The organism is Anaerosoma tenue, from assembly GCF_023161965.1.
Classification (GTDB): domain Bacteria; phylum Actinomycetota; class Coriobacteriia; order Anaerosomatales; family Anaerosomataceae; genus Anaerosoma; species Anaerosoma tenue.
On the sequence record NZ_JALNTY010000003.1, the window covers coordinates 349,131 to 360,014 of the forward strand.

18 protein-coding genes are annotated in these 10,884 nt (G+C 66.0%); 1 reads left to right on the forward strand and 17 read right to left on the reverse strand.

Annotated elements, in window-relative coordinates:
• Positions 1–942: a GNAT family N-acetyltransferase gene (locus tag MSB02_RS09450; RefSeq protein WP_267194986.1), complete on the reverse strand. Its 942-nt coding sequence runs from the start codon at positions 940–942 to the stop codon at positions 1–3.
• A gap of 40 nt (positions 943–982) precedes the next feature.
• Positions 983–1,348, reverse strand: coding sequence for a DUF5655 domain-containing protein (locus MSB02_RS09455; protein ID WP_267194987.1), 366 nt, complete (start codon positions 1,346–1,348; stop codon positions 983–985).
• Positions 1,349–1,474: 126 nt separating this feature from the next.
• Here MSB02_RS09455 and MSB02_RS09460 point away from each other — a divergent pair, with 126 nt between their 5' ends.
• The gene (locus MSB02_RS09460) at positions 1,475–1,681 is read left to right on the forward strand and encodes a TOBE domain-containing protein (protein WP_267194988.1); all 207 of its coding nucleotides are present in this window, start codon (positions 1,475–1,477) and stop codon (positions 1,679–1,681) included.
• A gap of 85 nt (positions 1,682–1,766) precedes the next feature.
• Here MSB02_RS09460 and MSB02_RS09465 read toward each other — a convergent pair whose 3' ends face one another.
• The 15 genes from MSB02_RS09465 to MSB02_RS09535 form a co-directional block, all read right to left on the reverse strand.
• Complete coding sequence (locus tag MSB02_RS09465) at positions 1,767–2,882, reverse strand: putative sulfate/molybdate transporter (RefSeq protein ID WP_267194989.1); 1,116 nt, start codon at positions 2,880–2,882, stop codon at positions 1,767–1,769.
• Positions 2,883–2,955: 73 nt separating this feature from the next.
• On the reverse strand, positions 2,956–3,432 hold the full coding sequence (gene tsaA / locus MSB02_RS09470) for a tRNA (N6-threonylcarbamoyladenosine(37)-N6)-methyltransferase TrmO (protein WP_267194990.1): 477 nt from the start codon (positions 3,430–3,432) through the stop codon (positions 2,956–2,958).
• A complete protein-coding gene (locus MSB02_RS09475) occupies positions 3,429–3,926 on the reverse strand; it encodes a DinB family protein (RefSeq protein WP_267194991.1) in 498 nt (165 codons plus the stop codon). Before MSB02_RS09475 ends, tsaA begins: the two co-directional genes overlap by 4 nt.
• 29 nt (positions 3,927–3,955) lie before the next feature.
• Complete coding sequence (locus MSB02_RS09480) at positions 3,956–4,480, reverse strand: hypothetical protein (protein WP_267194992.1); 525 nt, start codon at positions 4,478–4,480, stop codon at positions 3,956–3,958.
• 60 nt (positions 4,481–4,540) lie between these two features.
• Positions 4,541–5,164 (reverse strand): flavodoxin family protein, encoded by a 624-nt coding sequence (locus tag MSB02_RS09485; protein ID WP_267194993.1) that lies wholly within the window; start codon positions 5,162–5,164, stop codon positions 4,541–4,543.
• Positions 5,165–5,209: 45 nt separating this feature from the next.
• On the reverse strand, positions 5,210–5,971 hold the full coding sequence (locus MSB02_RS09490; protein WP_267194994.1) for a class I SAM-dependent methyltransferase: 762 nt from the start codon (positions 5,969–5,971) through the stop codon (positions 5,210–5,212).
• Positions 5,972–5,996: 25 nt separating this feature from the next.
• Entirely contained in the window at positions 5,997–6,575 is a 579-nt protein-coding gene (locus MSB02_RS09495; protein ID WP_267194995.1) for a DUF2239 family protein, read from the reverse strand.
• A gap of 148 nt (positions 6,576–6,723) precedes the next feature.
• Positions 6,724–7,326 carry a hypothetical protein gene (locus MSB02_RS09500; protein WP_267194996.1) on the reverse strand — a complete coding sequence of 201 codons (603 nt, stop codon included), beginning with the start codon at positions 7,324–7,326 and terminating at the stop codon, positions 6,724–6,726.
• A 110-nt stretch (positions 7,327–7,436) separates the two neighbouring features.
• Positions 7,437–8,084: a hypothetical protein gene (locus MSB02_RS09505; protein ID WP_267194997.1), complete on the reverse strand. Its 648-nt coding sequence runs from the start codon at positions 8,082–8,084 to the stop codon at positions 7,437–7,439.
• 170 nt (positions 8,085–8,254) lie between these two features.
• On the reverse strand, positions 8,255–8,779 hold the full coding sequence (locus MSB02_RS09510) for a GNAT family N-acetyltransferase (RefSeq protein ID WP_267194998.1): 525 nt from the start codon (positions 8,777–8,779) through the stop codon (positions 8,255–8,257).
• Positions 8,780–8,886: 107 nt separating this feature from the next.
• Positions 8,887–9,186, reverse strand: coding sequence for a type II toxin-antitoxin system RelE/ParE family toxin (locus MSB02_RS10620; RefSeq protein ID WP_267194999.1), 300 nt, complete (start codon positions 9,184–9,186; stop codon positions 8,887–8,889).
• A gap of 5 nt (positions 9,187–9,191) precedes the next feature.
• A complete protein-coding gene (locus MSB02_RS09520; RefSeq protein ID WP_267195000.1) occupies positions 9,192–9,404 on the reverse strand; it encodes an addiction module protein in 213 nt (70 codons plus the stop codon).
• A gap of 156 nt (positions 9,405–9,560) precedes the next feature.
• On the reverse strand, positions 9,561–9,944 hold the full coding sequence (locus tag MSB02_RS09525) for a hypothetical protein (protein ID WP_267195001.1): 384 nt from the start codon (positions 9,942–9,944) through the stop codon (positions 9,561–9,563).
• A gap of 185 nt (positions 9,945–10,129) precedes the next feature.
• Positions 10,130–10,474: a type II toxin-antitoxin system RelE/ParE family toxin gene (locus MSB02_RS09530; RefSeq protein ID WP_267195002.1), complete on the reverse strand. Its 345-nt coding sequence runs from the start codon at positions 10,472–10,474 to the stop codon at positions 10,130–10,132.
• Positions 10,437–10,715 (reverse strand): type II toxin-antitoxin system Phd/YefM family antitoxin, encoded by a 279-nt coding sequence (locus MSB02_RS09535; protein WP_267195003.1) that lies wholly within the window; start codon positions 10,713–10,715, stop codon positions 10,437–10,439. Before MSB02_RS09535 ends, MSB02_RS09530 begins: the two co-directional genes overlap by 38 nt.
• Between the last annotated feature and the right edge of the window lie 169 nt (positions 10,716–10,884).

Consider the following 10,884-nt stretch of genomic DNA (forward strand, 5'->3'; position numbering starts at 1 on the left):
CTATGGGATCGACAACTCCCTCAGCGACACGCGTTTGCCATCCGGCAGGACCTGGGTCCCCACCTCCACGAACCCGCGACGCGAATGGAACGCGTCAGAGGCGGCGTTCAGTGGCTCTGCGTCCACCTCACAGACCAGCCGCTCGATGCCGCACCGTCCGGCATACGACAGAAGGTCGCGATAGAGCGCGTCGCCAAGGCCTGACCGCTGATGCGCGTGCGTCACCACTATACGGTCGATGTACAGGAATCCCGCCGAGTGATCCTCGAACCAGCGGTAGTTCGGGCTTTCGTAGGGGGCCCCGGGCGCAAGCGCCAGAAGGAAGGCCCGTACCCTCGAACCGACCTCGGCCACCGCGTGATAGGCCGCATGCTCGTGGAGCGTGGCAAGCGACGCGCCGTCCAGCGGACTCGTCACGTGTTCCCACTCGGCGTTGAGCGCCAGGATCGCCGGCAGGTCCGAGGCGCGCGCGGGGCGGATCGAGTACGGGTACACGACCTCGAACCGCTCGCAGACCACCGGCATCTCCTCGGAGGGTGCCCTGCCCGTGAGCACGGCTTCCCGCTCGAACGCCGCCCGGTGCGCCCGTCGCCAGTAGTCGAGCGACCCGTCGCCCTCCCCCTCGGCGGCGGCGAACTCCTCGGTGACCGAGCCGAACGGCACGACCTCCACGCTGGTGGTGCGGATCACGCAGCGCGGGGTGCCCGACCAGTCGGTGACCACGCTAAGGTCGCCGGGGCGCGGAAGCGGTTCGCCCTCGGCCTCGTACGACCACAGCGCACCCGCGGTGGCCCGCTTGCGTCCGGCAAGGACCAGGTCCGCGAGTTCGTCGGCGTCGGCCTGGTTGTCGCAGAAGTGCCAGGCCGTGTATGTGGCGTCGGGACCCGCAAGCGCGGGCTCTGCGACCCTGAAGGCGTTCCAGAAACGTTCGACCTCGGACATCGGCCCAACACCGTTCTCTCGTAGGCGGACAACGCTCCCATCATAGCGGCGTACCGGCGCGGAGACGGGCCTCCTCGAGCCAGGACACGACCTGATCATCCAGATCGCCCGCATCGCGCACCTCGAGGTGGTGCATGTAGCGTCCAGGGGCGGGCTCCACGATCTCCTTCCAGCGCGGCGACTCGTCCCTCCGGCCGAGTGCGATGGACAGGACGATCGGCGCTGTCTCCCCTCGCAGATACCGGCCCGGGATCCATACCCACGCGTAAGCCCGGCCGCTCATGAGCGCGATCTGGCTCTTCGATACGCGCAACTCCTCCGCATCGCGCACCCCGGCGCGGAGCATGAGGGTCTCCCACAACTCCCTCGAACGCTCGTATCCGTGGAAGAACTCGTCGATGGTCATGGGTCTCCCGCCCGTGTCACCCGTGCTCCGCCCGCACGACGTACGCACATGGGCATCGTACGCCGTTACGGAGCTGCATGGTTCGGGGTAACACTAAGGCAGTCCCTAACCTGGAGAGGAGGAGAGATGAAGCTCTCGGCGCGCAATCAGTTGAAGGGAACCGTCACCGCCATCAAGGAGGGCGCTGTTGAGGCGCAGGTGTCCCTGGACGTGGGCGGGCAGAAGCTCACTGCCGTGGTCACGATGGACGCGGTGAATGAACTCGGCCTCACCACAGGTTCTGCCGTCACGGCGGTGATCAAGGCGGATCACGTCATCCTGGCGACCGACTGATCGCAGCACGAGGTTCGGCCCGCCCTGAAGCGTTAGCGACCCGGGGCGGGCCGTTCCATGCCAAGCCGCTGGGCGGCGTCCAGCCTCACGAGCCTGAGCGGCGCCCGGATGCGAACCGCACGATACGGTCGGCTGCCAGCCCGGCCACGAATCCGAAGGCCATGTTGGTGAGCAACGCCACACCGACCGTCGCGACGAGGGGCACGAGCTCCGGTCCCACCTTGAGGTGCTTCGCGAACTTCACCATCTCCAGCCCGACCATGAACATCATCGCGCCCACGATGGCCTGGGGGAAAGCGGCGAACAGCCCGGCGATCGAGCCTGCGAACAGCAGGCCCAGCGTGATCTCCATCATCCCCTCGATCACGTTGGCGCCAGCCGTGCGAGCCCCGTAGAAGTACTGCCCCACGAGTCCTCCGGAGCCGTGACACATCGGCATCCCGCCGAACAGCGGCGAGACCAGATTCATGACACCGTGGCTGAGGCCGAGCTTCCTCGAACTGACCTGCTCACCGGGGAAGTAGCTGGAGATCACAGCAGACGTGGCGATCACGGCGTTGGCCGCGGTGAGCGGTATCTGCGCGAACCCGCCGAGAAGCAATGACCGCCATACCTCCTCGGCCGAGAAGGTGACCAGCGTGGGAAGGCGGAACTCCACGGGCCTGACGGCTTCGAAGCCGCCGTTCACGAACATGAGAGCCAGACCGAGGCCCATGAGGACTATCGCCGCGGGCGCGTACTTGCTGCGCCGGAAGACAAGGACGATCAGTACGCCTACGATCGCCAGGAGCCAGGAGGCCGACGCGAGCTTGAGCGCCTCTGTGGCGAGGAGGATGCCGAGCGTCACCTGGATGCCCATCACGACGGCGCGGGGAGTCTGCTTGGCGATCCAGCTGATCGCCCCGGTGCCCGCAAGCAAGACCCAAGTGATCCCCATCGCGAATCCCGACGCATGGATGAGCGAGGGCTCCCACTGCTGCGCGATCGCCACGACCGCGAGCGCCTTCATCGGCTCGATCGGCATCGGAAGACGGTAGACGAGACCGCTCACGATGTTCGCGAGCCCCATCATCACCAGGAAGCCGGCCGGATCCAGCCCGCACACGACGATATAGCCGATGGCGAGCGGCAGCAGGGTGCCGAAGTCGCCCATCGATCCGGCGAACTCATGCAACGTGAATCGGATCGGCCGCTTCGTCACCTGTCGCTCCGTGATCGGTACGCTCGTGGGCGCCTGTCGGCCCATCGTCTATCGACGACCAGCCGCCTCCATGCTAGCGGAACCTGTCGTCCGACCGGTGCCCTGATACCCTGTCTCCGTTCTCCTCGAGCCAACCCATCCGGATCGCGCCCCGTGGCTCGAAGACAGGCACGTACGGTTTGATGTCAAGGAGCGGGGTGCCGTCGAGGACATCGACATCAAGGACGTACAGCGTGCCGCCTTCGACCTTCTCCAGCCGCACCACGGAGAGACCTATCGGATTGGGGCGACGGGGGGCCCTCGTGGCGAACAGGCCGCGAGGACTCGAGTCCAGGAACGGCACGACCTCGAGCTCGAAGCCGCTGCTGCAGTGGAACTCGTAGAGCAGGATCACGTGGGAGAAGCCGTCCAGGTCGCGCAGGCCCGGGGCGTACTCCTCCAGGACCTCCACCGTACCGGGCACGCCCTGCGCCCCCGCCGGCTGGATGGGCATGCCCGCGAGGTCGGTGTGCGGACTGTGTATGATGCCGATCGGTGTGAACACGGTCATCTCCAGCCCGGCCCATCCTGCCACACGCCCAGCACTCGCCTGAGCGCGATGATCTGGCCGAGATGGTAGGCGTTGTGATCGGCTGCGAGTATCAGCCCCCGCGCGATGGTCTGGTCATCTGACCGAGCCGCAGGAACCGGCGCGAACAGGTCCACCGACTCATCGAGCGCGAGGCGCTTGAGCGCTTCGCGATCCTCGGTGAGATCGGCCACTGTCGCCTCCCAGGACTCGCCGGGCAAAGGCGCCGGCCCGGGCCAGTACTCGTCGAGCGACCCGGGGTACACGTAATCGGGATTCACGCAGAAGTCGAGGATGTCGGCCTGCGCCCGGCGCATGTGTTCGAGGAACTGCCAACCGGTGTGAGCGAAGCCCGGGGGCGCGACGCCCTGCAGCTCACCAGGGAAGTCTGCCAGCGCCCGTTCGAACCCCACGTGCGCCTCGCCCCAGTCGAGCTGTCGCGCAAGCAACTCCCGCATCTGCTGAAGTGCGTCCATCGTCCTCCTCCATCCGCTCGAGCCGTAGGCTACAGCCTGCGGCTGTCGTAGGCCCAGTTCATCAGGGCCTGCCGCTGCTTCGGCCGACACGTGTCGTCGCCGGGCAGGCAGTTGGCCCGCACCTGTCCTGCGTGACGGCGGAACGCCCGCCACCGCCCGATCTGACGATCGTCCTCACCGGGCAACCGGCGACCCATCCAGTAGCGGCAGTACCACTGGAACCAGCCCCGCGGGTCGTCGGGGTGGATCCATCCGCGCCGGCGCCACTCGGCAAGCGGCAGACTGGCGTTCACGCCGAAGTAGTTGAGCTCCGGCACGTGCCGCTCATGACAGAGCCTCGCATCGGCGAACCATGAGTCGGGGAACTCGTCCCGGCAGTCGGTGAGATACTTGCCGCCGAACACGCCGAGGCGCAGCATCTCCTCGGGTGTGAGCTCCGGCTCGAAGCGCGGATCGAACCCGCTGCCCTGCGGTTCGATGAGCAGGTACTCGTACCCCTGCTGCATGAGGTCGTTCACCACCACGCGCTTGGGGCGCTTCCCGTCATCGTGCATGCGTCCTCCTCGTCTCCGCGCGCTGCGTGCGGAGACTCCCGGCATGTGTCCGCCGCCCTGTCACGGCGCGATCACCTCGGCGAGGGCCTTGCCGGCCTCCTCCGCGGCGCTGAGTACCGCATCCAGACGTGAGACCGCTCCTTTGTCGAACACGCCGGGCACGAGCAGGTCGTCCATCACCTCGTAACCCAGCGCCTCGAGAGGTCTGCGCATCGCCTCAAGGGTGAACCCGGCGTCGCTGAGATTCCGCTGTTCCGCCGCCGCGACCACGAGCGCCGCACGCCCCTGGCCTGACAGCCGGCTGCGCCAGGGGCCGGGCCTCGGGTACTCGAAGTCGTAGAAGCAGTAGAGGCGGTCGATGAACGCCTTCATCCATGCGGTCACGTTGTAGTTGTGCACGGGAGAGACCAGGACGAGGCCCCGGGCCCGGGCGATCGCGTCGTAGAGGGAGGTCATCCCGTCGTCGAACCTGGAGCACCGGCGGTCCTTCCGGCACGCCTCGCAGCCCACGCACGAGCTGTACTCGAGCTCTCGCAGCCTGACCGTCTCGGCTGCGAGCGATGCGCTCTCGATGCCGGCAGCGATGCGCCCGGTGAGCACATCCGAGTTCCCACCGGCGCGGGGGCTCCCGTTGATCAGCAGCACCCGGGGGGTCACGGTGTCTGGTCGGGTATCGGGTTGCATCGTCCTCCGATCCGCTGGCTCCTGCCACAAGAGACGCGCCTGGCGTCATCGCCTCCGTGCGATGTAGAAACCGTAGCTGAACCAGTCCTGGTAGCGCCTGTACAGGTCGGCCTCCTCGCGCTCGAGCCGAGCGACCTCCGCGGCGTCCGGCTCGCCCTGGTGACGCTCAAGGAACGCCGGTATCCGTTCCCCGGTCGGCCGGTAGTAAGCGTCGGTCCAGGCCGCCGGCGGCAGTACCGTGTATCCGAAAAGGTCGTAGCCTTCCCGTTCCAGGATGGCGATCTTCTCGGAAGCCGTCCCGATCTCAGGATACTCCGACTCCCAGTGCCGACGGACCTCGTCCGGGGGATCGGGGCACAGCCAGGTGATCTCCGAGACAGCCAGCATCCCGCCGGGCCTCAGGAAGCGCCGCCAGGCAGCGACGCCCTCACGGAAACCCATGTTATAGATGGCGCCCTCGGACCAGATGAGGTCGAACTCCTCGACCCGGAACGAGAGCGATTCCATCGATCCCGCCAGGGTCTCGATCCGTTCGAGACACCCCGCGTCCCGCGCCCGGTCGGCCAGGATCTCGAGGAACTCCGGGAACAGATCGACAGCCGTGATCCGGGCGTTGGGGAGCCCGCGCGCCAGCACCAGCGTTGAAGCGCCCGTGCCGCAGCCGATATCGGCGACATCAAGCGCGGCATCACGGTCGATCCGGGTCAGTTCGAGCGCGCGCAGGGTCTCGGCATCGCTCCCCGGCCCCTGACGCGGTCCGTCCCGGTGGAGGTCCACCAGGAGTGCGAACATCGTCTGCTCATCCATCGCGTGCACCTCCCCATGTGTGACGTCAGCCGGCGCTCCCGGCGGAGAACGCATCAGCAGCAAGCTTGGTTGCGAGGCCGGCCACATCGTCTGGCCAGCCCTCCACGTGAGACCTGAACCCGCGCTCATCGCCCGCGAACAACGAGCGGCACGCCTCCTCGAAGCCGGGCTCGTTGCCCGCCATCGCCGACATGAAGCGGAACGCCGCCTCCTGTGAGCGCCGGATCCGGTCCGCCGACTCGTTCTGCCGCCGGGCTTGGTCTACGAGCCTCCGCAGCGCGGCCGACGCCCCGGAAGGCTGGGCGCTCAGCCACTCCCAGTGCCGTGGCAGCAGCGTCACCTCCCGAGAGACCACGCCCAGCCGCGGCCTGCCCGGACCGCGGACCGGCGCCTCGTCCACCGCTGCGTCGTCCGAGGCCGGGTTCTCGCGCAAGTCGATATCCACCTGCTCGCCGGTGACGCTATCGAACACCAGAAGAGGACGGGCATCGCCGTGTGCCTGAAGCTCGGCGACCCCCTCGGCAATCTCCTTGCGTCCACCCGACGTGATCATCTGCGTTCCTGCGAACAGGACCAGTGACGGTGCATCCATCTCTGCGTTCATATGCGCTCCCCATGCCTCGACGGTCATGGAGCATTATTACCCTGGTGAAATTGATACGTCAATAGTACCCGGGTGCAATGTGCGTATTGCCAAGGAGAACGGCCGTAGGGTCGTGAGGGTCAGGCGATGGCAGGACGACCGTCGGCTCCTACTTGTATGCCGTCCATTCGTAGTAGGCGAAGGTGACGCCCATCATGGAGCAGTTCATCGTCCCGGTGATGGCCATCTGGCTGCCGTCCTCGCTTCTAGCCGCCACACCCTTGTAGCTGCACACGACCGACTGACCGCCCTCCTCCATGGTCACGGAGAAGCTGACACTGGTGCCCGAGAACTGCGCCGCGCCGCTGTAGCCGTCCACGGTCGCCGTACCTGTACCGTTCTCGTTGAGTTGCACGGTGACCGGCAGGCTCTCTTCCGCCTCCACGTCCGCCACCACACTCGAAAGCACGGCGCTCGCGCTGTACGTGCCGGCTATCTCCCCGGCGGTGATGGGTCCCGTGGCGGGACCTTCCTGCGCTCCCGTCAGTGCGCCTTCGTCCTGATCGGAGGGTGCGGTGCCCGCGGACTGCTCGCTTCCGGCCTCGTCCGGCGGGTAGTACGTGTCGTCATACGGATTGGGGTAGGCCGATTCGCCTTGCCTGGGTCCCGGGTCGCTCGCGAACCCATCGAAGAAGTCGCAGCCGAAGAGCAGCAACGACGCCAGGATGATCCCTACGACCAGGATCGTGCGGCGCTTCCGTGCCTCTACCATGACATCCTCCTCGATCGAGTCCCGGCCCTGCACAGATGCGTTCTCGCTGATGGAGTTGGCAAGCGCCACGGGCTACCGCTCGGCCCGCAGCGGCTCGTGCGTGAGCACCCCTACTCGGACCTGTCAGCGTTCACGTAGACCATCTTGTACTCCGGAGAGACGCTTACGCGGATGGACTTGTAGGCGGAGTTGCCCGTATCTATCAGCATCATGAATTCCTCGCCGGCGTGGTAGTCCATCTCACTGTTGGCGGGATCCACGCGCGCGCCTCTGTCCTCGAACGCATCGCGCAACTTCTCCCCATCGCCCTCAACAGGATTCGTCGGGATGCCGTACTGCAGGCTCACGATCGGAGCCTCGACCGACGGAGCGCTCTGCAGCCAGGCATCGCCGTAGACGTCTGCGATAGCGGGTCCCGCTATCGCGTCGACAGCCTGGCCCACGGCGGTCGGGTTCTCTGCCACGGGGCCGCTCGGTGCAGCCGACTCCTGAGACGGTGCCGGACTTGCGTCACCGAGAGACGATTCCCCGGATGCGGCGCGCTCTTGGGGCGTCTGCGTGAAGTCGTGATCGATCACGCCGGTGATATACATGCCACCGAGGATCACGACCGCCACGAGTACGATCAGGGCGGTGCTGGCCGCGCAGCCGTACGGGTCGTCGAACGGGTTCGGGTTGCGTATGAAGCCCCTCAACGCGGCAGACAGCGAGTCAAGACGCTCACGCATATCGCCCTTGATGCGACGCCTTCCCGACATGGGACCCCCTCCCACGATGGCCGAAGCGATTGTAGCGCGGTGGGGATGGGGTGCGATACTGGCAACCCAAGACATTCGTGCTCTCGCTGCCGCCATCCCTGCCGAGTGATCGCCCCCGGAACGCGAACCGGCGTGGCCGACGACTCTGGCGCGCCGACTGGAAGCGCTTGTCAGACCGATCCGTCCCCAAGGTCCAAGCGCCAGTGCATCGCGTGCATCATGCGCCCCTTGGGATACTCGATCTCGACCTCACCGAGCAGCCGGAAGCCCAGCCGGCGGCACAGCGCGTTCGACGCGCCATTGTCCACGGCGGGAAACGCATCGACGAACCGGTGACGGCGCCGAGAGCGCGCCGCCTCGAGCGCCAGAGTAGCGCCGGCGGTCGCGACGCCTCTGCCCTGGAATAGCGGCAGCACATGCCAGCCGATTTCCCAGGTGGTCTCACCTTCCCACTCCGACTCCCAGAACCCCACCCAGCCTGCCGGCGCCTCAGCGTCACCCACGACCACCACGAACAGGCCGCTGGTGTCAGGATCGGATTCGATGTACCGCTCGTGCCGGGCGGCAAGCGACTGGTCCGACTCGGGCCCGCCCAGGAAGCGCGTCATCTCCGGGTCACCGAGCAGCTGGCGCAGCAGGCCGAGGTCGTCCTGGCGATAGCGTCTGAGCCGGATGCTGGAGTGGGGCGCTGCCATCTGATCTCTCGTTAGCGAGGATTCGGTCGACCGTCCCGGCGCTTCAGCTGCGCGCCGATACCTGACAGTGTAGCCGAGCGACCTGGCGCGTCAGCTGGAAACGCTTGTTAGCCACTCGACCGACGCCGATGATGCTCCGGATCACGAACCGCATGTAGGCAGGCGACCACGATGATCCCGGCGTCATCGATGCGGTAGTACAGACAGTATGGGAAGCGCGGCAGCAAGAAGCGGCGAGATCTACGGAAGACAACGGGATGTGCGGCAGGGAAACCGAGAATGGAGTCCACCGCCGTATCCACGGCATCAATGAACTCGTCGCCGAGACCCGGTCGCTGGAGTTCATACCACTCGCGCGCCTCCGCCACATCTGCGACTGCCGATGTGAGGAACCAGGCGCTGCGCACGCCGGTCAGCCGCGAAGCCGCCGCTTGGCGTCGTCCCAGGAGATGACTGCAGCGTCGCCGCTGTCGAGCTCGTCGAGCCTCCGATCAAGCACCTTCTGCTGCGCCGAAGTGATATGCAACTCCTCGGGCTTGGTGCGGAGGCTGTCCCACAGGTCTCCGATCAAGGCGAGACGCTCCTCAGGCGCGAGCTTGTTGATGTCGATCGCTGGTGTACTCATGATTCGATGATACGCCCCGAGCCTTACCAGAACCAAACCGGATTCTTGCTGTGGCTAACGTCTTGGCGCTTCAGCTGCGAACGAGCGACTGCAGTTCAGCCTAGCGCGTGCGTGAGTCGGCTGGGAGCACTTGTTAGACGCGACGCCATCGGTCTCCTAGGGAGCGGAGATGTTTCCCTGGTCCTTGATGGCCTGGGGGACGATGGTCCTTTGGAGGCCGGTCTTGTCCTCGACAACCACGACCGTCGCCGTGTTGCTGCCATCGTTGGTCTTCACATCAACGAGGAACACGTCCTCATAGCTGTCGAGGTCGGAGTTCTCACCCGCATTACTGAGGATCATGATTGCCATCATCCGATGGCTCTCACTCATGTCCTCATCGACTCGCTTGAGATCGCTGTCGACACCCTGCTCGCCGACGCCCCAGATCGCGCCGACTTCCTCCCTCGCGTTCCAGCCCGCCTTGTGGTCCGCGGAGGTGCATCCTACGAGTACGAGCGAGGCGATCGCAAACGCTAAGATGACCGACCTGACCACCATGACCGAACCCCCATCCCTGTGAAGCGACCTGTCGGAATCTACCCTCAGGCGACCGTCTGCTCGCTGCCTGAGCCCCTCCTCCTGATATGCGACGCTTCGTCTGCGTCTAACGCATCTGCGCATCAGCAGCGAACGAGCGGCTGCATATCAGACTAGCGCGTGCGTGAGTCGGCTGGAAGCGCTTGTTAGGCCGGGCTCGAGCGCAGCTCATCGGAGTCGATCAGTTCGCTACCGCGTCTTACCGTGAGGATCTCGACCCGCTCCCCTACATCATAGAAGACGCGGTACGACTCGAAGACAAGCTCGCGCGCGTCGTCCGCGTCAACGTCACGAGCAGGTTTGCCACTCAGCGGGAACGCCGCAAGCTGCGCATCGACATGGGCGAAGAGGCGCTCGACCCACTCCCCGGCGGCAGCCGGGCTGTCTTGGGCGATGTAGGTCGCGATCTCGACCACGCGGTCGATCGCGCGCGGCGACCAGATCACCCGCATCTTAGGCAAGTCTGCCGAGGACCCGTGCCTTGGCTTCATCGTGTGAGACGCCCTCGCCGGCCGCAAGCTGTGCCCGCGAGGCAGCGATGTCATCGATGGTCTCGAGCCGGTCGCGCATCGCCGAGTACTCCGCGATGTCGACGACGACCACTGCGCCACGACCGTGCTGCGTGAGCACGAGGGGGCGCTTGGTGTCGTTCACCTGCTTGACGAACGAGGCGATCTCAGCACGGAACTCCGAGAGAGGGCGGATGTCCTCGTCGAGCTTGAGTGGGCGCATGATGCTGCTCCTTGTACGCTAGGATGTACAACTCGCAGTATACCCCCTCGGGGAGCCGTGACAAGGTCGCGGGCCACGGCCTAACGATTCTGTGCTTCAGTGGCGCGCCAACTACTTCTCAGTCTAGCCGACGAATCCTGCGCGTCAGCTGGAAGCGCTGGTTAGGCGG

Coding starts and splice junctions, on each gene's coding strand:
- MSB02_RS09500 (WP_267194996.1), bottom strand. CDS start 7,326: ATGGTAGAGGCACGGAAGCGCCGCACGATCCTGGTCGTAGGGATCATC.
- MSB02_RS09530 (WP_267195002.1), bottom strand. CDS start 10,474: ATGAAGCCAAGGCACGGGTCCTCGGCAGACTTGCCTAAGATGCGGGTG.
- MSB02_RS09475 (WP_267194991.1), bottom strand. CDS start 3,926: ATGGACGCACTTCAGCAGATGCGGGAGTTGCTTGCGCGACAGCTCGAC.
- MSB02_RS09450 (WP_267194986.1), bottom strand. CDS start 942: ATGTCCGAGGTCGAACGTTTCTGGAACGCCTTCAGGGTCGCAGAGCCC.
- MSB02_RS09485 (WP_267194993.1), bottom strand. CDS start 5,164: ATGCAACCCGATACCCGACCAGACACCGTGACCCCCCGGGTGCTGCTG.
- MSB02_RS09460 (WP_267194988.1), top strand. CDS start 1,475: ATGAAGCTCTCGGCGCGCAATCAGTTGAAGGGAACCGTCACCGCCATC.
- MSB02_RS09520 (WP_267195000.1), bottom strand. CDS start 9,404: ATGAGTACACCAGCGATCGACATCAACAAGCTCGCGCCTGAGGAGCGT.
- MSB02_RS09480 (WP_267194992.1), bottom strand. CDS start 4,480: ATGCACGATGACGGGAAGCGCCCCAAGCGCGTGGTGGTGAACGACCTC.
- MSB02_RS09505 (WP_267194997.1), bottom strand. CDS start 8,084: ATGTCGGGAAGGCGTCGCATCAAGGGCGATATGCGTGAGCGTCTTGAC.
- MSB02_RS09525 (WP_267195001.1), bottom strand. CDS start 9,944: ATGGTGGTCAGGTCGGTCATCTTAGCGTTTGCGATCGCCTCGCTCGTA.
- MSB02_RS09495 (WP_267194995.1), bottom strand. CDS start 6,575: ATGAACGCAGAGATGGATGCACCGTCACTGGTCCTGTTCGCAGGAACG.
- MSB02_RS09490 (WP_267194994.1), bottom strand. CDS start 5,971: ATGGATGAGCAGACGATGTTCGCACTCCTGGTGGACCTCCACCGGGAC.
- MSB02_RS09535 (WP_267195003.1), bottom strand. CDS start 10,715: ATGCGCCCACTCAAGCTCGACGAGGACATCCGCCCTCTCTCGGAGTTC.
- tsaA (WP_267194990.1), bottom strand. CDS start 3,432: ATGACCGTGTTCACACCGATCGGCATCATACACAGTCCGCACACCGAC.
- MSB02_RS09455 (WP_267194987.1), bottom strand. CDS start 1,348: ATGACCATCGACGAGTTCTTCCACGGATACGAGCGTTCGAGGGAGTTG.
- MSB02_RS09510 (WP_267194998.1), bottom strand. CDS start 8,779: ATGGCAGCGCCCCACTCCAGCATCCGGCTCAGACGCTATCGCCAGGAC.